We start from the raw sequence: 20,226 nt of genomic DNA on the forward strand, positions 1-20,226 counted from the left end.
GGGTGCCCACGGCGGTCAGGCCGGCCAGGGCAGCACGGCACGGACCCGGAATCCGCCGTCCGGTTCCGGCCCGTGGTCGAGGCTGCCCCCGGCCAGGGTGGCGCGTTCCGTGAGGCCGATGAGCCCCTGGCCGGAGCCGGGGACCCGCTCGAAGGGTTCGGTGGGCGCCGGATTGCGCACCTCGACGGTGAGCCCCTCGCCCGGGGCGCCGGTGACCGTGACGGTGACCTCGGTGCCGGGTGCGTGCTTGCGGGCGTTGGTCAGGCCCTCCTGGGCGATGCGGTAGACGGTGCGGCCGGTGGCGGCCGGGGCCGCGCCGGGGTCGCCGACGCGGTTGTCGAGGGTGACCTTCATGCCGGCCAGCCGGGACTCGTCGACCAGTGAGTCCAGCGTGGCGAGGGTGGGCTGCGGCCGGTCGCCGTCGCTCTCCCCGGGGCTGCGCAGGACCCCGATGATCTCGCGGAGGTCCTGGAGGGCCTCGTGCGCGCTGTCCCGGATGACCCCGGCCGCGCGGGCCACTTCGGCCGTCGGTGCGTCGGGGCGGAATTCGAGGGCGCCGGCGTGGACGCTGAGCAGGGTCAGCCGGTGGGCGAGGACGTCGTGCATCTCGCGGGCGATGGCCTCGCGGGCGAGCCGCTGCGCCTGTTCGGCGCGGAGCCCGGCCTCGGTCTCGGCCCGCTGGGCCCGCTCGCGCAGGGTGACGACGAGCTGCCGCCTGGACCGTACGGCCATGCCCCAGCTGATCACCAGCAGGGGCAGCAGTGCCCCGATGACCGTGGCCTCGACGAACGAGGTGTCCGGTTCGGGGCGCAGATACGGCTGTACGGGGGCGAGTGCCAGCGTGAGTGCCCCGACGGCCGCCACGGGCCTGAACGGGCGGTGCACGGCCACCCCGAACAGCGCGACGAGTATGGCCCCCGCCGCGACCGGCTCGACCGCGGCGACCAGGACCAGGCCCACCGCGACGCCCAGCGGCCACCGCCGCCGCACCCACAGGGCACAGCAGGCCAGGGCGCCGATCACGATGTCGGCGAACAGGACGCCGTCGGGGGTGGTGCCATCGGCCTCGATCGTGGCGGCCGCGAGCATGCCGACCAGGGCCGCGCAGAGGAAGGCGGTGACGTCGACGGCCCAGTCCCGCACGGTGCGTCGTGAGCGGCCGCGCCGGTCGCCGGGCAGCTCGGGGTCGGCCATCGCCGAGGGCAGCAGCCAGCGGTATTCCGTACGGGTCATGCCACAAAACTACCGAGGTCGGGCGGGTGATCCCGGCCGTGCGGAGGTGAGCGGCGACCAAAGTCGCGAAAGACGAGACTTTCGGACGGGCGGCGCGGGGGCGGTGGCCGCCGGCCGGCTCAGGAGGCGGCCGGGGCAACCGCGCGGCGGCCCCGGGCGGTGCCGGCCAGGACGAGCACCGCGCCCACCGCGCCGGGGACGCCGAGCCGCTCGCCGCCGATCGCGATGCCCACGGCCGCGGCCCACAGCGGCTCCGTGCCGAGCAGCAGACCGACCCGGGACGGCGAGGTGCGGCGCACCGACCACATCTGCACGAAGAAGGCGAAGAGCGTGCAGAAGACGGAGAGGAAGAGCAGCCCGCCCCATTCCCGGACACCGAATCCGGCGGCCACCGTCCACGGCGCCTCGCCGGTGCCGGGAACGGCCGAGAGCAGGGCGAAGACGGGGACGGCGCTGCCGAGCTGGACCGTGGTCAGCGACAGCGAGTCGGCGCCCCGCACCGACGTGATGCGGGCCATCAGCAGCACGTGCACGGTAGGGGCGAGTGCGGCCACCAGCACCAGCAGATCGCCGGCCGAGGGGCTGGTGAATCCGCCGCCCTGGGTCAGCAGCACCACTCCGGCGACCGGGAGCGCGGCGGCGGCGAGGAAGGCGCGGGGCGGCCGGACACGTGCCACTGCGGCCTCGGCGAGCGGCGTGAAGATCATCGTGAGGCTGATGATGAGCCCCGCGTTGGTCGCCGAGGTGTGCACGACGCCGTACGTCTCCACGAGGAAGATCGCGCTGAGGACGAGCCCCAGCAGGCCGGCCCCCCGCCACTGCGCCGCGCTGAGCGCCCGCAGCCTGCGCCGTCCGGCGACGGCCAGCACGGGCAGTACGACGGCGAACCGCAGCACGAGCACGGCGAGGACGGTCTGGGTGGTGGTGATGCCCTTGGCCGCCAGGTAGCTCGAACCCCGGACGACCGCGACGAGCAGCACGGGCAGATCGGTGAGCCAGGCGCGGCGGGACGGGGCGAGGGTGGGTGCGGCGATCGAGGACACCTGGCACCCCTTCCGGAGCACCGCTTCCGGGCGTCCTGGCCTGCTCAGTTCTCCGGGGGGAAGCTACCGAACTCGGCCGGGCCGGCGGGCCGGTAGGTGTGGACCGAGATTCCGCTCCGGGTCTCCCGCGCCCCGGTCCGCTCGAAGGCGGCCGGCTGCCCGCCCTCCGGGAAGAGCCGGTGTCCCCGGCCCAGCACCACCGGGTAGACGAGGAGGTTGTACTCGTCGATCAGGCCGTGCGCCATCAGCGACCGGGCGAGCGTGCCGCTGCCGTGGATCTGGAGCTCGCCGCCCTCCGTCCGCTCCTTGAGGCGGGCGACCTCCCCGGCGACGTCCGTGGAGATCACGGTCGTGTTGTGCCACTGGGGCGATTGCAGGGTGGTCGAGACGACGTACTTGGGGCGGGCGTTGAGGCTGCCGGCGATCCGGTGCCCGGGGTCGGTCACCCTGGGCCAGTACGCGACGAAGATGTCGTAGGTGCGGCGGCCCAGGAGGAAGGCCGCCGACCGGTCGAACTGCTCGTCGATGAACTGCCGCATGCCCTCGTCCGCGAACGGCACGGTCCAGCCGCCGTACTCGAAGCCGCCGCTGCGGTCCTCGTCGGGCCCGCCCGGCGCCTGCATGACGCCGTCGAGCGACAGGAAGGTGGTGAGAGTCAGCTTGGCCATGGTCCGTCTCCTGTGTTCCGGTCCAACGATGGTCTTTCTCCTGAGACCCCGCTGCCACCCGGAACTCATCGGCGCGCGCCGGACGGCCGGTGGGGAGGGCGCCTCACGCAGGGGTCCGATTCCCGCCGGTGACGGCCGGGCGCGACGACTTTGCTGGTCCGTGTCGGGGCACCCGCCCCGGACACCACCGACCGACGAAGGACCCATCATGACCAGCACCATCACCGGCACGACCCGCACCGCGCTCGTCACCGGGGGCAGCCGCGGCATCGGCGCCGCGACGGCCCTGCGGCTCGCCCGGGAGGGCGTCGACGTGGCACTGACGTACGTACAGGACGAGGCGGCCGCCCACGAGGTCGTGGCGAAGATCCGCTCGTACGGCCGACGGGGCATCGCCCTGCGCGTGGACTCGGCCGACCCCGAAGCGGTCCCGGCGGCCGTGGCCGGCGCCGCGGAGGCGCTCGGCCGGCTGGACATCCTGGTCAACAACGCGGGGATCGGCGTCCTCGGCCCCATCGGCACCCTCACCCCGGCCGATGTGGACCGGGTACTGGCGGTGAACGTGCGGGCGGTGTTCCTGGCCTGCCGCGCGGCGGCGGGGCTGATGGAGCGCGGTGGCCGCATCGTCTCCATCGGTACGGCCCTGAGCCGGCACGCGGGCGGCCCCGGCTCCACCCTCTACGCGATGAGCAAGTCGGCGCTGGCCGGTCTCACCAAGCCGCTCGCCCGTGAGCTCGGCCCGCGCGGCATCACGGTCAATCTGGTGCAGCCCGGTCCGGTCGACACGGACCTCAACCCGGCCGACGGCCCCTTCGCCGCCGGCCAGCGCTCGGCGACCGCCCTGGACCGCTTCGGCACCACGGACGAAGTCGCTTCCCTCGTCGCCTACTTGGCCGGCAACGAGGCGGCGTACATCACCGGTACGGAGGTGGTGGTGGACGGCGGCCACGCGGCCTGACCGGGGCCGTGCCGGAAGGGGTGCGGAGGTCTCACCGCGAGCGCGGGGTGACCTCCGCCATCCGGGACCACCCCTCGCCGGGCACCTCCACGTTGATGATCTCGGGGGTCTCGGCGACCAGGTCCGCCATCAGGTCCATGGCCGCCGCGAAGTGCTCGGACTTCACATGGGCGGCACCGGCCTCGGGGTCGACGAAGGCCTCCAGCAGGATGAACTGGTCGGGGTTCTCCACGCTGTACGACCACTCGAAGAACACATTGCCCGGCTCCTGCCGGGTGGCCAGCGTGAAGGGCTCGACGGCCGGGAGCCAGTTGTCCCGCTCTTCGCTGCGGACGGTGAATTTGACGGCGATGAAGATCATGCGTCCAGAGTCGCATATGCCCCGGACGCGGACGCGCCGGGCACACCCGGACGGCGTCGGACGGACCGGACACCGGCCCGTCCGGCGCCGGGCTACCCGCCCAGCTCGCGGTGGCGGGCGGCCAGTCGTGCGGCGCCCTGCTCGGTGGGAGAACCGAAGAGCCGGAGCCGGGAGATCCCGCCGTCCGGGAAGATGTCGATCCGGACGTGCGTGGCCGAGACCGCCTCCGGCAGGACGAAACGGTGGTTGGTGTCGGGCTGCAGCCGGGTCCGGGGCAGCACCTCGGTCCACTCGCCGCTCCCGCCGTCGCGGGCGAAGAGGCTCGCCCAGCCCGCCGAGTTGCCCTTCAGGTACGCGGTGTCGATCTCGACGGCGCGGATCTCCGACTGCTCGACGAGCCGGTAGCGGATCCAGTCGTTGCCCCTGTCGCGCCGGCGCCGGGTCTCCCAGCCGTCGTCCATCTTGCGGGACCGGCCGGGCTGGATGGTGTTGGTGGCCGGGGAGTAGAAGCGGTCGGAGGCGTCCTCCACCGTGCCGCCGTTCTCCAGGGCCACCAGGTCGAAGGTGCCGAGGGCGGCCAGCCAGTCCGGGTCGGGGGTGACCTCGCCGTACACCCGGAGGCGGGCTGTCCCGCCGTCGGGGTGCTGGTTGAGCCGCAGATGGGTGACGCGCAGCCCGGCCCCGACGACGAAGCCGTTGGCCGCGTGCCCGCCGACGGCCGTACGGGGGACGAGCGTCGTCCACTTCACCTCGGGCGCGAGCAGTTCGCCGGGCGACGGGGAACCGGGCACACAGGCCGCCTCGACGGAGACCGCCTGCGGGTAGTTGCCCCGGAAGTGCGCGGTGTCGACGACGATGCCGCGGACGACTCCGGGCACCCCGAGGCGTACCAGCGCCCAGTCGTGGTCCTCGTCGGCGGGGTGCGGCACGTCCGCGCTCGCACCCCGGCGGCGCCGGGTCTCCCAGCCGTCCATGATCTTGCCCTTGTGGCCGAAGCGCTCGGGGTCGAACTCGGCGGGCTCCGGCCGGAGCAGGTTCTCGCGCTCGGCGAAGAACTCGTCGTTGGCGGCGATCACGCCCGCGCCGAGCCGCCGGTCGGCGAGGTCGACGAGGTCGGTGAAGGGGAAGTCGCAGGTGCGGTAGTCGGCGTACGGGTCGCCGCCGCCGTACGGGTTCGCGTCACCGGTGAAGCGGGCTGTCGCCGTCATGGTCAGTGGCTCCTTTCGAGGAGGCGGCCGGTGGGTTCGCCGACGGTGCCGTCGGCGGCTATCCGTACGCCGCGCAGCCAGGTCGACCTCACGACGCCGTGCAGGGTCTTGCCGGCGTAGGCGGTGACCCGGTTGCGGTGGAACAGTCCGGCGGGGTCGACGGTGAACGTGTCGTCCGGGGCGAGCACCGCGAAGTCCGCGTCCCGGCCGGCCTCGATGGCGCCCTTGCGGGTCAGTCCGGCCAGTTCGGCGGGGGCGGCCGACATCCAGCGGGCGACGTCGTCGAGCGAGTGGCCGCGCCTGCGGGCCTCGGTCCAGATGGCGGGCAGCCCCAGCTGGAGTGAGGAGATCCCGCCCCAGGCGGTTGCGAAGTCCGGCGTCTTGAGGTCGGTGGTGCACGGCGAGTGGTCGGAGACGATGCAGTCGATCGTCCCGTCGGCCAGCCCCTCCCACAGCGCGTCCTGGTTGGCCGCCTCACGGATCGGCGGGCAGCACTTGAACTCCGTCGCGCCGTCCGGGACCTCCTCGGCGGTGAGGGTCAGGAAGTGCGGGCAGGATTCCACGGTGACCCGGACACCCTCGCGTCTGGCGGCGGCGATCATCGGCAGGGCGTCACCGGAGGACAGGTGCAGGACGTGGACGCGGGCGTTCAGCCGCCTGGCGTGCGCGATGAGCCCCTCGATCGCGGTGTTCTCGGCGTCGCGCGGCCGGGAGGCGAGGAAGTCGGCGTACGCGGGTCCGCCGTGCTGCGGGGCGTCGGCCAGGTGGTGCGGGTCCTCGGCGTGCACGATCAGCAGCCCGCCGAAGCCGGCGATCTCCGCCATGGACCGGGCCAGCTGCTCCTGGTCGAGCTCCGGGAACTCCTCGACGCCGGAGGGAGAGAGGAAGCACTTGAAGCCGAACACCCCGGCCTCGTACAGCGGACGCAGGTCCTTGACGTTGGACGGGATCGCGCCGCCCCAGAAGCCGGTGTCGATGTGCGCCTTGGGGGCGGCCACCTGCCGCTTGGTGCGCAGGTGGCCGACGGTGGTGGTCGGCGGGAGGGAGTTGAGCGGCATGTCGAGCAGGGTGGTGATGCCGCCGGCCGCCGCCGCGCGGGTGGCGGTCCAGAAGCCTTCCCACTCCGTGCGGCCCGGGTCGTTCACATGGACGTGGGAGTCGACGATTCCGGGCAGCAGGACATCGTCGCCGAAGTCCTCCAGCCGGGCGCCGGCCGGCAGCTCGGCGCCGTAGGGCAGGACGGCGTCGATTCTCCCGTCGACGACGGCGACCGCTGCGGGGCGCGTCCCGTCCGGGGTGACCACCCGCGTCGAGCGCAGTACCAGTTCCACGTCCGCACCGGACACCCGTGCTCCTCACTTCGGACTTTCGAACGCCGATGAATTCAACGAACTGTTGAAGGAGTCTTCACTTGGGATCCGGGCCCGTCAAGACCCCACTTTCCTCGCCCGGCGACCGTCGGGCCACCCCGGGGCCACAACTGGAGATTTCCACAAAGTAAAAGACTCATTTCGGAGAGCGGAACGTAACATGGGACCAGTACCGGCCCGGAGATCCGCCCCGCCGACTGCCGACACCGGGACAAACGGGCTCTGACCGGCCAGGACGCCGTACCCCGAGCAGTGGGCCGATCGGGAACCGCCCGGTAGGCTGCTGGGTGCCTCGCCGGGCGGGGCACCAGCTCTTCCGCCTCGAAAGGACCGTTGACGTGCCGCCGTCCCACGCCAGCACATCCGACTCCAAGCCCGCCGCCCCCAGCGGTGGTGTGCAGTCCCTTGAGCGTGCCTTCGATCTGCTGGAGCGGATGGCGGACGCGGGGGGTGAGGTCGGGCTGAGCGAACTCTCCGCGAGCAGCGGGCTGCCGCTGCCCACCATTCACCGCCTGATGCGCACGCTGGTGCTGTGCGGATACGTACGCCAGCAGCCCAACCGGCGCTACGCGCTGGGCCCCCGGCTGATCCGGCTCGGCGAGTCCGCGTCCCGGCTGCTGGGCACCTGGGCCCGCCCGTATCTCGCGCGCCTGGTCGAGGAGACCGGCGAGACCGCGAACATGGCGCTGCTCGACGGCGACGAGATCGTCTACGTCGCGCAGGTGCCGTCCAAGCACTCGATGCGGATGTTCACCGAGGTGGGCCGCCGGGTGCTCCCCCACTCCACCGGGGTCGGCAAGGCGCTGCTGGCGCACACGCCGCCGGAGGAGGTACGGGCGCTGCTCGCCCGTACCGGGATGCCGGCCGCCACCGAGAAGACGATCACCACCCCCGACGGCTTCCTCGACGCGCTGGAGCAGGTCCGCCGGGTCGGCTACGCGGTCGACGACAACGAGCAGGAGATCGGGGTGCGCTGCCTGGCGGTCTCCGTACCGAACTCGCCCACCTCGGCCGCGATCTCGATCTCCGGCCCGGCGGGACGGGTGACGGACGCGGCGACGGAGCGGATCGTGCCGATCCTCCAGCAGGCCGCCGAGGAACTCTCCGACGCGCTGGCGAGCAGCGGTTCCACCGGCTGAGGCGTCCCGGAGCGCGACGCGGTGGAGGGGGTGGCCGCGGGCCACCCCCTCCACCGGTTCTCAGACCGGTTCCGGCACCGTCAGGCGGCCGTCGTCCATCCGGACCGTGCGGTCCACCCGGTCCAGATGGGCCAGGTCGTGGGTGACCAGCACCGTCGCCGTCGACCGCTCCCGGGTCAGCGCGAGCAGCAGGTCGAGCACCGCGGCGCCCCGCTCGTGGTCGAGCGCGCTGGTCGGTTCGTCGACCAGCAGCACCGCAGGGTCGTTCATCAGGGCCCGCGCGATGTTGATCCGCTGCCGCTGCCCGCCCGACAGCTGGTGGGGCCTGCGTCCGGCCTGGTCCGCCAGGCCGACCGCGTCCAGCAGTTCCAGCGCCCGGCCGCGGGCCGCGCGCACGGCGCCGCCCGAGAGATGGGCCATCACCTGGAGCTGTTCGGCCGCCGTGAGCGACGGCAGCAGATTGGGCTGCTGGAAGACGATGCCGATGCGCTCCCGGCGCAGCCGCGCCTGCTCCTTTCGGCCGAGGCCGGCGGTCTCCGTACCGGCGACGGCCACCCGGCCGCTGTCCGGGGTGACCAGGGTCGCGGCCACCGCGAGCAGGCTGGACTTGCCGGAGCCGGACGGTCCCACGACCGCGGTGAGCGAGCCCGCAGGTACGTCCAGCGAGATCCGGTCGAGGGCGGTGAGCCGGCCGTCGCCGTCGGGGTAGGTGAGGCTGACGTCGGCGAGGGTGAGGGTCATCGGGCACTCCCGAGTGCGGTGAGCGGGTCGACGGCGGTGATCCGCCGGATGGACAGGGCCGCCCCGAGGGCACCGAGGACGATCATGACGGCCGCCGGGACCAGGACGGTCGCCGCGTCCAGGACGAACGGCACGGCCCCGCCGCTGATCAGGGCGCCGATGCCGGAGGCCAGCGCGGTGCCCGCGCCCGTCCCGACGGCGAGCATCACGACGGCCTGCCCGAGCGCGTCGCGCAGCAGGTACCGGGTGGAGGCACCGAGCGCCTTGAGGACGGCGACGTCGCCGCTGCGCTGGATCGTCCAGACGGTGAAGAAAGCGCCGATGACCAGGGCGGAGATGGCGAAGAGGAAGCCGCGCATCAGCTGGAGCGAGCCGTTCTCGGCCTGGTAGGAGCCGATGGCGGTGAGGGAGCCGTCGAGGGTGAGCGTGCTGGTGCCGGTCGCCTCGTCGCCCGCGGCGAGGTCGGCGCCGCCGGTGGTGGTCAGGGCGATCACCGTGGCGTGCCGGGCCGGGCCCGTACCGTCCGCTCCGAACCGCTGCCAGTCGTCGAGCGAGGTCCACACGACCGGCGTGTGGCTGTACGAGGCGTCCCCCGCCACGGCGGCGACGGTGACCTCGGTGGCGCCGAGCCGCAGCCGGTCACCGGCCCCCGCCGCCAGGTCGTCGGCGGCCTGCCGGGACAGCACCACCTTCCCCGCGCCGACCGGGGCTCCGCCGGTGGGCGCCAGGCCCCCGTCCGGCTCGATCCCGAACGCCGACACGGCGGCCGTGCGCTCCCCCCGGTCCGCGACGGCGTTGAGCGTGCGGATGCCGAGCGGCTCCGCGCCGCTCACCCCGGGCCGCTTCGCCCAGCTCCGCCAGGCGTCCTCCTTCACGACCGAGTCGGTGAAGGACACGGACCGGCCGTCGGGCGGGGCGGCGAACGCGAGGTGGTCGGCGTTCAGCCCGGTGACGGCCGAGGTGTTCTCCCGGGCCAGGCCGGCGGTGAGGCCGGACAACAGACCCACGAGCAGCGTGATCAGCACCACGACCGAGCCCATGAGCGCGAACCGGCCCTTGGCGAACCGGAGATCTCTCCATGCGACGAACATGCCCCCAGCCTCGGCCGCCGGACGCCCGGAAACATCGCTCGGCGGTGGGGCCCGACATCAACCTTTCGATTGACCGGCCCCCGGCACCCCGCGTCTACGCTGGACGAATCATGGATTCCCGCGCCCATCCCCCGGTCGCCGCCGCGCTGCGGCTGTGTCTGCACGCGCTGCTGGTGGGACTGCTGGCACTGGCGGCGGTACGGGCCGTCGCCGACGGCACACATCCCAGGGCCGTCGTCGTGGTGAGCGCTGTGACGGCCGCCCTGTACGCGGCGGGCGCACTCGCCCCCGCCGTACAGCCCCGCACCCGCGCGGGCGCGCTGTGGCTGGCGGCGCTGGGCGCCGCGTGGCTGGCGCTGCTCGTCCTGTCGCCGGAGGCCCTGTGGGTGGCCTTCCCGCTGTACTTCCTGCAACTGCATCTGCTGCCGACCCGCTGGGCGCTGCCCGCGGTCGCGGTCACCGCGGCCGCCGCCATCGCCTGCTTCGTGCTGCACGGCGAGCCCGTCTCACCGGGCACCTTCATCGGTCCGCTGCTCGGGGCGGCGGTCGCGGTGGCGACGGTCCTCGGGTACGAGGCGCTGTTCCGGGAGAGCGAGCGGCGCCGGGAGCTCATCGAGGAGCTGATGTCGACCCGGGCGGAGCTGGCCGAGGCGGAACGCACCGCGGGCACGCTCGCCGAACGTGAGCGGCTGGCCCGCGAGATTCACGACACCCTCGCCCAGGGCCTGTCCAGCATCCAGCTGCTGCTGCGCGCCGCCGAACGCACCCTGCCCGCCGACGCCCCCGCCACCCCGCACGTCCGCCGGGCCCGCGAGGCCGCCCAGGACAACCTCGCCGAGGCCCGCCGCTTCGTCCGCGCCCTGTCGCCGCCGGACCTGGAGAACGGCTCCCTGGCGGCCGCCCTGGAACGCCTCTCGTCCCGCACCACGGGCCCCGGCCTCACGGCGCAGTTCGCGGTGAGCGGCACACCGGTGGAGCTGCCCACCCCGTACGAGGTGGCGCTGCTGCGCACCGCCCAGTCGGCGCTGGCCAACACGGTGCGGCACGCCGGGGCCGGGCGTGCGGAGATCACCCTCAGCTTCATGGACACCTCGGTGTCGCTGGACGTCGTCGACGACGGCCGGGGGTTCGCCCCGGGCCGCGGCCCGGTCGTCGCGGACCAGGACACCGGGGGCTTCGGGCTGCCCGCGATGCGGGCGCGGGCCCGTTCCCTGGGCGGCACGCTCAGTGTCGAATCGGCCCCCGGTCAGGGCACCGCCGTCGCCCTCACCCTTCCGCTCCCGATCCCCGACGGCCGGCCAGGACAGGACGCCGCATGACCACCCCCGCCCCCATCAGGCTGCTGCTCGCCGACGACCACCCCGTGGTGCGGGCGGGGCTGCGCGCCGTACTCGACTCCGAACCGGGTTTCCGGGTGGTCGCCGAGGCGGCCACGGCCGAGCGGGCCGTCTCGCTCGCCGCGACCGGCGAGTTCGACGTCGTCCTCATGGACCTCCAGTTCGGCGCGGGCATGCACGGATCGCAGGCCACCGCGGCGATCACCGCACAGCGGGGCGCGCCCCGCGTCCTGATCCTCACCACGTACGACTCGGACGCCGACATCCTGGCCGCCGTCGAGGCGGGCGCCGCCGGCTATCTGCTGAAGGACGCCCCGCCGGAGGAGCTGGCGGCGGCGGTACGCACGGCCGCGGCGGGCCGGTCGGCGCTGGCGCCGGCCGTCGCACACCGCCTGATGGACCGCATGCGCACTCCCGCGGAGGCCCTGACCAAGCGGGAACTGGAGGTGCTGCAACTGGTCGGCGAGGGGCTGTCGAACCTGCAGATCAGCAAGCGGCTCTTCCTCAGCCAGGCGACGGTGAAATCCCATCTGGTGCACATCTACGCCAAGCTGGGCGTGGACTCGCGCACCTCGGCGGTCGCGGCGGCGACCGCCCGTAGGCTCATCCGCCGCTGACCCCGTCGCCCCGCCGCCGGGTCACCGGTCAGCCGCGCGGCGGCTCACCGAAGAGGTCGACGGCCACCCGTACGTCCCTGAGCGCCGACGCCAGTGCGCTCACCGAGCCGATCGCCCCGGCGATCAGCAGCAGCGAACGGCGCAGCCGCGGAATCTCGGGGACACCGCTCGCCGCCATCGCGTCCAGCGCGGCCAGTTCGTCCTCGGCGATACCCCGGTCCGGGAATTCGCGCGGATGCCCGGCCAGCTCGCGGCGGAGCCGGGAGACGGCCGTACGCAGCTCCGTCACCCTCGGGTCCTCGCTGCCGGTCACCCGCGTCTGCCCCACGCTTCGCAACAAAGCACTCCCCCTCGCACATCCTTGTGCCAGTGTTCCGACCGGTCCCCACACCGTTGGTCAAGTGTCCGGGCGTGCGCGCAAGTTAACGCCATGAAAGCTGTCGAGCGCCACTCCGCGGACGGAATTCGGGGTGTCCCGTATGGGTGATCCGGGTGGATCGCGGTGGACGGCTTTCCCGCCCGCGCCCGCCTCCGCCTGCCTGCGCGAAGGGTGTGCCAAGGGAGTGCGCGAGGTGCGAAGGGTGCACGTCCGGGGCGTGCTGGGGTATCCAGACCGCATGACTCCGACAACACCAACCCCGAAGGTCGCCGGGCTGCTGCTGGCCGCGGGCGGCGGGCGGCGGCTCGGCGGACGGCCCAAGGCGCTGCTCGAACACCATGGCCGGCCACTGGTCGAGCACGCGGTGCGGGTGCTGCGGGACGGCGGCTGCGGCCCCGTCCAGGTGGTGCTGGGCGCGGCGGCCGGGCGGGTCCGGGACCGGGCCGACCTCACCGGCTGCTCGGTGACCGTCAACCCCGGGTGGGCCGAGGGCATGGGCTCGTCGCTGCGGGCGGGGCTCGGGGCGCTGGCCGCCACGGGGGCGGACGCGGCGCTCGTCCTCCTGGTCGACCAGCCGGGGATCGGTGCGGACGCGGTGGGCCGGGTGCGTTCGGCGTACCGCTCGCGGACCGGGATCGCGGCCGCCGCGTACGGCGGGGAGCGTGGCCATCCGGTGCTGTTCGGGGCGGATCTGTGGGCGGAGATCGCGGCGGGGGCGGTGGGCGACCAGGGCGCTCGGGCGTATCTGCGGGCGCACCGCGATGCGATCACGCTCGTCGAGTGTTCGGATGTGGCTCAGGCGTACGACATCGACACGGTGGAGGACCTGAGACACCTCGGGTGACCGGACTGGCACGCCGCGCCATCCCGGGGCCACTTCTGTCGACCCAGAGAATCTCGACATCAACAAACCATTGAACTTCCACCATGAGGAAACTACTATCCACTGGTCAGAAGCTCTCTGCACCTCGGACGGCTTCCACGCCCGTATCCCGGAGCCCTGGCACGCCGTGCCATTTCAGGCGACCCGGCGGCCGTGAGACGCCGCCCGCACCGCCCGCTGAAGGAGTGACAGCTCATGTCCGCACCAGCGCCGTCCCCGCTGGCCATCGTCGATGCCGAGCCCCTGCCCCGGCAGGACGAGGTCCTGACCGAAGCGGCCCTCGCGTTCGTGGCCGAGCTGCACCGGCAGTTCACGCCGCGCCGTGACGAGCTGCTCGCCCGCCGCGGCGAGCGCCGCGCCGAGATCGCCCGCACCTCCACGCTGGACTTCCTGCCCGAGACGGCGGCGATCCGCGCGGACGACTCCTGGAAGGTCGCGCCGGCTCCGGCCGCGCTGAACGACCGCCGGGTGGAGATCACCGGTCCGACCGACCGCAAGATGACCATCAACGCCCTGAACTCGGGCGCGAGGATCTGGCTCGCCGACTTCGAGGACGCGTCCGCCCCCACGTGGGAGAACGTCGTCCTCGGCCAGCTCAACCTGATCGACGCGTACACCCGCTCCATCGACTTCACCGACCCGAGGTCCGGCAAGTCGTACGCCCTGAAGCCCGCCGACGAGCTCGCCACCGTCGTCACCCGCCCCCGCGGCTGGCACCTGAACGAGCGTCACCTCCAGCTCGACGGCGCCCCGGTGCCCGGCGCGCTGGTCGACTTCGGCCTCTACTTCTTCCACAACGCCCAGCGCCTTATCGACCTCGGCAAGGGCCCGTACTTCTATCTCCCGAAGACGGAGTCGCACCTGGAGGCCCGCCTCTGGAACGACATCTTCGTCTTCGCCCAGGACTACGTCGGCATCCCGCAGGGCACGGTCCGCGCGACCGTCCTGATCGAGACGATCACCGCCGCGTACGAGATGGAGGAGATCCTCTACGAGCTCCGCGACCACGCCTCCGGGCTGAACGCGGGACGTTGGGACTACCTCTTCTCCATCGTCAAGAACTTCCGCGACGGCGGCTCCAAGTTCGTCCTGCCGGACCGCAACGCGGTGACGATGACCGCCCCGTTCATGCGCGCGTACACCGAACTCCTGGTCCGCACCTGCCACCGGCGCGGCGCGCACGCCATCGGCGGCATGGCCGCCTTCATCCCGTCCCGCCGCGACGCCGAGGTCAACAAGGTCGCGTTCGAGAAGGTCAAGGCCGACAAGGACCGCGAGGCGCACGACGGCTTCGACGGCTCCTGGGTCGCCCACCCGGACCTGGTCCCGATCGCCATGGCCTCCTTCGACGCGGTCCTCGGCGAGAAGCCGAACCAGAAGGAGCGCCTGCGCGAGGACGTCGCGGTGGCCGCCGGTGACCTGATCGCCATCGACACCCTGGACGCCAGGCCCACCTACGAGGGCCTGCGCAACGCCGTCGCGGTCGGCATCCGCTACATCGAGGCCTGGCTGCGCGGCATGGGCGCGGTCGCCATCTTCAACCTGATGGAGGACGCCGCCACCGCGGAGATCTCCCGCTCGCAGATCTGGCAGTGGATCAACGCGGACGTGGTCTTCGAGAACGGCAAGCACGCCACGGCGGAGCTGGCCCGCGAGGTCGCCGCCGAGGAACTCGCCGCGATCCGCGCGGAGATCGGCGACGAGGCGTTCACCGCCGGCAGGTGGCAGCAGGCCCACGACCTCCTGCTCCAGGTCTCCCTGGACCAGGACTACGCGGACTTCCTGACGCTCCCCGCGTACGAGCAGCTGGGCTGAGCCCCGCACCGTTCGAACCGACACGGCTCCGCCCCCGGCACCGCACAGCGCCGGAGGCGGAGGTGTGCGGCCGTCAGGAGGTCGCCGCCGCCATGCCCGCCTTGACGGCCGACTCGTCGAGCGAGGTGAGCACGGACCGGGGGTCGCCGCCCTTCATCACCGCCTGGCCCACATCGGTGCGGATGGTGCCCCGGACTGCGGGCCAGGAACGCATGTTGACCGGTGCGAACTGGGCGTTCGACAGCTGCTCGATGAACGGTGAGAGCGGCTGCTCGGCGGGCTTCCCGGTCGCCGCGTCGGACGCGGAGTACGTCACGGGCAGCGCGGACTGGCTGCCGCCGTAGGTCAGGGCGGACTTCCCGCTGTAGAGGAACGAGAGGAAGGCGCCGCACTCCTTGCGGTGGTCGTTGCGCCGGAACGCCATCAGCCAGTCGCTGATCCCGACCGGAGGGGCGGCCCCGCCGTCCTTCTTGGGGAACGCGGCGTGCGCGTAAGGGAGTTTGGCCTGATCGGCCGCGCCCATCAGCATCGGGTGGCCGATCATCATGCCGATCTCGCCCCGCATGAACTGGGTGTACGCGTCGGTCCGGTTGAGTTTCATGGGGTCGGCACCGGCCAGCCCCTCGGTGACCAGCTCGTCCCGCAGCCAGGTCAGGGCCTCGACGTTCTCCGGCTTCACGAAGTCGTACTCCGCGAGCTCGCTCGTGTAGCCGCCGCCGGCCGCGAGCAGCCAGGACAGGGCCTCGTCCTCGGCCGCCTCGGGGCCGAGCTGGAGCCCGTACGGCGTCTTCACGCCGATCGCCTTCAGCGCCTGGGCGGACGCCCGCAATTCGTCCCACGACGTGGGGGCACCGCTGACGCGGGCCCGCCGGAAGAGCTCCTTGTTGTAGAAGAGCCGGGGTGTGCTGGCCAGGAACGGAATGCCGTAGGTGGCGTCGCGGACCGTGCCCGCGTCGGTGAAGGACCGGATGAAGTCGGCCTGAGTGGCGATGTCGAACAGCTGGCTCATGTTGTAGAGACGGCCGTCCTCGGCGTACGGCGCGAAGACGTTCGACTGCGCGATGTCGGGCGCCCGGCCCTCCTCGACCCGCTGGGCGAGCGTCTTGTCGATCCTGGTGTAGGAAACCCGCTCCAGCTCGATCCTGATCCCGGCGTGCTGCTTCTCGAATGCTGCGACGACGGCGTCCCACTGGTCGCCGAGCGAGGCGCCGATGCTCTTGTCGTAACTGGCCACGAGCAGATGGAGCTTCACGTCCTTGCTCGCCGAACAGCCGGTGAGCCCCAGCGCGGCCGTGGTGCCGGCGAGGCCGGCCGTCTGAAGAAGGAACTGCCGCCGACGCACCGCTCTTGCCACCTCTTGCTAGCCCAACACGTGCCCTTATGGCAGATTCTGCCACAAGGGCAATATCCGCCTTCTGGGCGCGCCAACTCCAGGGCATAACCTGATCCGCATGCAAGGTGGCTCATTGACGGAGCGGCGCAAGGCCGCGACCCGGATGGATATCGCCCGCACGGCGGCGGCGCTCTTCGTGGAACACGGCCTGCGGACCACCCGCGCCGAGGACATCGCGCGCGCCGCGGGTGTCGCCCCGCGCACCTTCTACCGCTATTTCGCGACCAAGGAGGAGGCCATCACACCTCTGCTCGCCGCCGGGGCCCGGCAGTGGGTGGAGGCGGTCCGGGACGCCCCGGCCGATCTGTCGCTGCCGGACGCGCTGCGGCACGCGGCGGCACGCGCGCTGACTCCGCCCCCCGGTGACACGGCGGCGGCGGAGTCCCTGGAGTGGGTGCGGTCGCTGCTGAGGATGGCGACGCGGAGCCCGGCCCTCCAGTCGGTGTGGAACGACGCGTGCCACGACGCGGACGTCACCCTGACCGGGGTCCTCGCGGCACGCGCCGGGCTCCCGGACGGAGCCGGTTCACTGGACACCCGGCTGACGGCCGGGGTGGCCGGCGCGGCGGTGCGGGCCGCGGTGGAGACCTGGGCGGCCGGCGACGCCCCGGCCGCCGGGCCGCAGGGCCCGGCGGCACTGGCACAGCACTGCCTGACCTCGGCGGAGGGCGCGCTGAAGGGCGTCTGACCGCGGGGGCCGTACCGCCCGGCCGACGAACGGCCCGGTCGCGGGCCCGCCCGGTTCGCGGGCCCGGTGGGGCTCCGCGGACCGGCGACCGGTGTGCCGCTCCGGCTACTTCAGACCGGTGTCCAGTGCGTTCATCAATGTGCCCTGTGACGTGTCACCGGACATCTCCCAGATCATCACCCCCAGCAGCCCCTTGGACTTCACGTAGTCGGTCTTCTTGCCGATGGACCAGGCGTCGTCGAAGGACCACCACTGACTGCCGGTGTAGCCGTACGTCGACACCGACTGCTCGTCGTGATGGACCGTCATCGTCGGGTACGCGCCGACGAGGTTGGCGTAGCCGCGGGTTCCGGCCTCCTCCGCGAACTGTCCGGGGGCCGCACCGCCGGCCGTCTGCCATTCGCCGGCCGCGCCGCCGTCGGCGACGTTCTGCCAGCCCCGGCCGTAGAACGGGATGCCGAGGGTCAGTTTGCGGGGCTCGACACCGGCGTCGGTGTAGGCCTTGACGGCGGCGTCGGCGCTGAAGTGGAAGTCGTAGGGGTCCTGGTCGTCCGTGTAGAGGTTGGCCTGGTGGCCGGTGCGGTTCGGCTCCCAGGAGTTGTCGCTGCCGGAGCCGTGGAAGTCGTAGCCCTGGACGTTCGCCACGTCGAGGGAGTCGAAGACCTTGCCCAGGTCCCAGCCCTCGCCGACCTTCTGCGGGTCGGCGGGGGTGAAGGCGGTGAGCAGGCGGTGTCCGCCGCCCAGGGCATCCAGCTGCTTGCGGAACTCGGCGAGCAGCAGGGTCAGATTGCCCTTGTCGTCGGGCGAGTAGTGGTTGCCGGGGTGCCCGGTTCCCGTACCCGGCCATTCCCAGTCGATGTCGAAGCCGTCGAAGATCCCGGCGGCGGTGCCGGGGCCGCCCGCACCGTTGTACTCGGGCAGGTTGCCCTTGATGTACATGTCGATGCAGGAGGAGACGAACTTCTTGCGGGCCGCGTCGGTGGCCGCCGCGTCGGAGAAGTACTTCGAGTACGTCCAGCCGCCGAGCGAGACCACGATCTTCAGGTCCGGGTGGAGCTTCTTCAGTTTCTTCAACTGGTTGAAGTTTCCGCGCAGTTTGCCCCAGCCGTCGTCCGCGACACCGTCGACGGACTGGGCGGCGCTGAACGGGCGCCCGTAGTCGGCGTCGGCGTCACCGGCCCCGGTGCCCTGCTCGGGGTCCTGGGGGTCGGCGGTGGTGCCCTTGGTGACACCGTTCAGACAGGTGAGGTTGTTGGGGTCGATGTTGGCGAAGGCGTAGTTGACGATGTCGAGCTTGTCCGCGGCTCCCGAGTCGTGGAGGTTCTTGACGAAGTACTGGCGGCCGTAGATGCCCCACTGGACGAAGTAGCCGACCTTGGCGTAGTTGCCCGCCCCGACGATGTCGTCGGTCTTCGCCGTGAGCGCGTTGCCGGCCGGTGAGGCGTTGTCCGCCGCGTCACGCGCCTTGACGGTGAAGGTGTACGAGGTCGAGGGAGAGAGCCCGCCGATGGTGGCGGTGGTCGTGGTGCCCGGGACCGTGGTGGCCAGCGCCCCGTCCCGGTAGATGTCGTACGCGGCGACGCGCTGGTTGTCCGTCGCGGCGGTCCAGGCGAGCGTGACGGACGAGGAATCGGTCGCCGTGGCGTGCAGCGCGCCCGGTGCGGTGGGCGGGGAGGTGTCGGTGGCCGGGTCGACGGTGGTGACGGCCAGCGGCGCGCTCTCGGCGGAGGTGTTGCCCCGGGTGTCCTTGGCCCGGACGGTGAAGGAGTAGGCGGTGGCCGGGGTCAGCCCGGTGACCGTGGCGGAGGTCGTCGCGGTGGCCGAGCCCACCACCTTGCCGCCCGCCAGGATGTCGTACGACGCCACCGGGAAGTCACCGGCCGTGGCCGCCGTCCAGGACAGCGACACGGTACGGGCGGTGACATCGGTCTGCTTCAGCCCGCCGGGCGCGCCCGGGGGCACGTCCGCGGAGCCGTCGCACTTGTCACCGTTGATCCGGCACCCGGCCGGCGCCGTGATCGGCCCGGTCGCGACGAACCAGAAGCTGTACGGCTCGCTGGTGCTGTGCGCGCCGACCGTGCCGTTGTAGTGGGCGTTGACCGCGGTGACATGGCTGCCCCGGGTGGTGACGGTGCCGTTGTACGAGGTGTCGATCGCGACCCCGGCCGGCAGGTCGAATTCGAGGCTCCATCCGGTCACGGCGGTGTCGGTGTCGTTGTGCAGTACGTAAGTCCCCTTCCACCACGACCCGTTGTCGGCCGAGGTGAAGGTGGCAGTCAGTTTGCCCGCCGCGTGCGCGGGTGCGGCCTGCAGGGACAGCAGCGCGAGGAGCAGTCCGAGAACGGCGACGAGGGCGGTCGCCGGTCTCCGTCTGAGTGTCATGTGCTCGAACATGGGGTTCTCCCTTGAGGCAGGGACCGGTGAGGCGGTCCTGAGGGGGAGCGGGATGCTTGGTGCCATGGAGCACAGGGGAAACTAAGAGGTCTGGACCACTACGTCAATAGGTACAGACCAAAGACATGGCCGCACCACAACGGGATCCGGCCGGAACGGACCTCGGATCTCGGATCTCGGACCTCGGATCTCGGACCTCGGATCTCAGACCCCAGGCCTCAGGCCTCAGGCCTCAGGCCTCGACGGCGGGTGGCAACTCCTCGTGGCGCTCCCACTGGAAAGTCCGGTCGATCTCCAACCGCGCTTCGCCCCAGTGGATCTGGTGGATGCCGTCCTGCGTGTCGCTGGTGAAGAAGACCGACACGAGACGTGTCTGCGAACCGAGTTCTTCGAATGCCTCACGGAGCCTCAGATATGCCTCCGTTTCCAGCTGTTCCCCTTCGACGTCGAACAGGGTGCCGGCGCTCCACCCGTCCGGACCGTGCGCGTTGTACAGCCTCTTGCGCCGCTCCGAGACTCCTGACCGAAATCGCGCCTTCTGAAGCGGCACCTTCCGGTTTGCGTACCGGTACGGAAAGAGTGCGTGATCCGCAATGATCGCGTAGGGCCTGCCGCCGAGAAGGCGTACCTCGCCGCCGAGCGACTCGGCTTCCTCGGCGAGTTCCTCAAGAGCCGCTTCCGCGAGGATCTGGCCGTACTTGGCATTGCGCTTCAGCCTCGATGCCGCATGACCCGCGAGTGCGCGGACATGAGCATTCCGCAGCCGTTGCGGAACGGCACGCGTCAATTGCCCGGCGTGCGCCCCGAAACACTTGATCGCCCAGTCCGACGGCTCCATCGTGCCGCTCCCCTCGGTGCCGCGCTTCCCGCCCTCACCTGCCTCATGACTTGATCCCATGTGTATTCCG

General features: G+C 72.1%; 19 protein-coding genes. 7 read left to right on the forward strand and 12 right to left on the reverse strand.

The window, feature by feature from the left end; translation table 11 throughout:
• Window positions 1–15 precede the first annotated feature (15 nt).
• The 3 genes from ABZ622_RS27900 to ABZ622_RS27910 form a co-directional block, all read right to left on the reverse strand.
• Window positions 16–1,233 (reverse strand): histidine kinase, encoded by a 1,218-nt coding sequence (locus tag ABZ622_RS27900; RefSeq protein WP_360547701.1) that lies wholly within the window; start codon window positions 1,231–1,233, stop codon window positions 16–18.
• Window positions 1,234–1,352: 119 nt separating this feature from the next.
• Window positions 1,353–2,276, reverse strand: coding sequence for a DMT family transporter (locus ABZ622_RS27905; RefSeq protein WP_360547703.1), 924 nt, complete (start codon window positions 2,274–2,276; stop codon window positions 1,353–1,355).
• Window positions 2,277–2,320: 44 nt separating this feature from the next.
• Entirely contained in the window at window positions 2,321–2,944 is a 624-nt protein-coding gene (locus ABZ622_RS27910; protein WP_360547704.1) for a dihydrofolate reductase family protein, read from the reverse strand.
• A 208-nt stretch (window positions 2,945–3,152) separates the two neighbouring features.
• On the opposite strand from ABZ622_RS27910, the gene ABZ622_RS27915 reads away from it, so the two are divergent.
• Window positions 3,153–3,902 carry an SDR family oxidoreductase gene (locus ABZ622_RS27915; RefSeq protein WP_360547706.1) on the forward strand — a complete coding sequence of 250 codons (750 nt, stop codon included), beginning with the start codon at window positions 3,153–3,155 and terminating at the stop codon, window positions 3,900–3,902.
• A 31-nt stretch (window positions 3,903–3,933) separates the two neighbouring features.
• Here ABZ622_RS27915 and ABZ622_RS27920 read toward each other — a convergent pair whose 3' ends face one another.
• The 3 genes from ABZ622_RS27920 to allB all read right to left on the reverse strand — a co-directional run bounded on the left by ABZ622_RS27920 (window position 3,934) and on the right by allB (window position 6,817).
• Window positions 3,934–4,263 (reverse strand): putative quinol monooxygenase, encoded by a 330-nt coding sequence (locus tag ABZ622_RS27920; RefSeq protein ID WP_360547708.1) that lies wholly within the window; start codon window positions 4,261–4,263, stop codon window positions 3,934–3,936.
• Between the two features lie 92 nt (window positions 4,264–4,355).
• Window positions 4,356–5,471: an allantoicase gene (gene alc / locus ABZ622_RS27925; protein WP_360547710.1), complete on the reverse strand. Its 1,116-nt coding sequence runs from the start codon at window positions 5,469–5,471 to the stop codon at window positions 4,356–4,358.
• A 2-nt stretch (window positions 5,472–5,473) separates the two neighbouring features.
• Window positions 5,474–6,817 (reverse strand): allantoinase AllB, encoded by a 1,344-nt coding sequence (gene allB, locus ABZ622_RS27930; protein ID WP_360547712.1) that lies wholly within the window; start codon window positions 6,815–6,817, stop codon window positions 5,474–5,476.
• A gap of 362 nt (window positions 6,818–7,179) precedes the next feature.
• Here allB and ABZ622_RS27935 point away from each other — a divergent pair, with 362 nt between their 5' ends.
• Entirely contained in the window at window positions 7,180–7,980 is an 801-nt protein-coding gene (locus tag ABZ622_RS27935; protein WP_124721361.1) for an IclR family transcriptional regulator, read from the forward strand.
• Window positions 7,981–8,040: 60 nt separating this feature from the next.
• Here the strand turns inward: ABZ622_RS27935 and ABZ622_RS27940 are convergent, their stop codons facing one another.
• Window positions 8,041–8,721, reverse strand: a complete 681-nt coding sequence (locus ABZ622_RS27940; protein WP_360547714.1) for an ABC transporter ATP-binding protein — start codon at window positions 8,719–8,721, stop codon at window positions 8,041–8,043.
• Window positions 8,718–9,812 carry an ABC transporter permease gene (locus tag ABZ622_RS27945; protein WP_360547716.1) on the reverse strand — a complete coding sequence of 365 codons (1,095 nt, stop codon included), beginning with the start codon at window positions 9,810–9,812 and terminating at the stop codon, window positions 8,718–8,720. The genes ABZ622_RS27940 and ABZ622_RS27945 overlap by 4 nt, the downstream gene beginning before the upstream one ends.
• Before the next feature lie 110 nt (window positions 9,813–9,922).
• On the opposite strand from ABZ622_RS27945, the gene ABZ622_RS27950 reads away from it, so the two are divergent.
• Together ABZ622_RS27950 and ABZ622_RS27955 are read left to right on the forward strand one after the other, a co-directional pair.
• Window positions 9,923–11,131, forward strand: coding sequence for a sensor histidine kinase (locus ABZ622_RS27950; protein ID WP_360547718.1), 1,209 nt, complete (start codon window positions 9,923–9,925; stop codon window positions 11,129–11,131).
• Window positions 11,128–11,766, forward strand: coding sequence for a response regulator transcription factor (locus ABZ622_RS27955; protein WP_360547720.1), 639 nt, complete (start codon window positions 11,128–11,130; stop codon window positions 11,764–11,766). The genes ABZ622_RS27950 and ABZ622_RS27955 overlap by 4 nt, the downstream gene beginning before the upstream one ends.
• A 28-nt stretch (window positions 11,767–11,794) precedes the next feature.
• Here the strand turns inward: ABZ622_RS27955 and ABZ622_RS27960 are convergent, their stop codons facing one another.
• On the reverse strand, window positions 11,795–12,094 hold the full coding sequence (locus ABZ622_RS27960; RefSeq protein ID WP_241196650.1) for a DUF5955 family protein: 300 nt from the start codon (window positions 12,092–12,094) through the stop codon (window positions 11,795–11,797).
• A 289-nt stretch (window positions 12,095–12,383) separates the two neighbouring features.
• Here ABZ622_RS27960 and ABZ622_RS27965 point away from each other — a divergent pair, with 289 nt between their 5' ends.
• Window positions 12,384–12,989, forward strand: a complete 606-nt coding sequence (locus ABZ622_RS27965) for a nucleotidyltransferase family protein (protein WP_360547722.1) — start codon at window positions 12,384–12,386, stop codon at window positions 12,987–12,989.
• Window positions 12,990–13,223: 234 nt separating this feature from the next.
• Window positions 13,224–14,843, forward strand: coding sequence for a malate synthase A (aceB, locus tag ABZ622_RS27970; protein ID WP_360547724.1), 1,620 nt, complete (start codon window positions 13,224–13,226; stop codon window positions 14,841–14,843).
• Between the two features lie 73 nt (window positions 14,844–14,916).
• On the opposite strand, the gene ABZ622_RS27975 is transcribed toward aceB, so the two are convergent.
• Complete coding sequence (locus tag ABZ622_RS27975; protein ID WP_360547726.1) at window positions 14,917–16,185, reverse strand: extracellular solute-binding protein; 1,269 nt, start codon at window positions 16,183–16,185, stop codon at window positions 14,917–14,919.
• A 109-nt stretch (window positions 16,186–16,294) separates the two neighbouring features.
• Between ABZ622_RS27975 and ABZ622_RS27980 the strand changes: the two genes are divergently transcribed.
• Window positions 16,295–16,924: a TetR family transcriptional regulator gene (locus ABZ622_RS27980; protein WP_360547728.1), complete on the forward strand. Its 630-nt coding sequence runs from the start codon at window positions 16,295–16,297 to the stop codon at window positions 16,922–16,924.
• 105 nt (window positions 16,925–17,029) lie between these two features.
• On the opposite strand, the gene ABZ622_RS27985 is transcribed toward ABZ622_RS27980, so the two are convergent.
• A complete protein-coding gene (locus tag ABZ622_RS27985) occupies window positions 17,030–19,318 on the reverse strand; it encodes a glycosyl hydrolase family 18 protein (protein ID WP_360547732.1) in 2,289 nt (762 codons plus the stop codon).
• 232 nt (window positions 19,319–19,550) lie between these two features.
• Window positions 19,551–20,216 carry a hypothetical protein gene (locus ABZ622_RS27990; RefSeq protein WP_360547734.1) on the reverse strand — a complete coding sequence of 222 codons (666 nt, stop codon included), beginning with the start codon at window positions 20,214–20,216 and terminating at the stop codon, window positions 19,551–19,553.
• Between the last annotated feature and the right edge of the window lie 10 nt (window positions 20,217–20,226).

Source organism: Streptomyces sp. NPDC007164, assembly GCF_040634135.1.
Taxonomy (GTDB): domain Bacteria; phylum Actinomycetota; class Actinomycetes; order Streptomycetales; family Streptomycetaceae; genus Streptomyces; species Streptomyces sanglieri.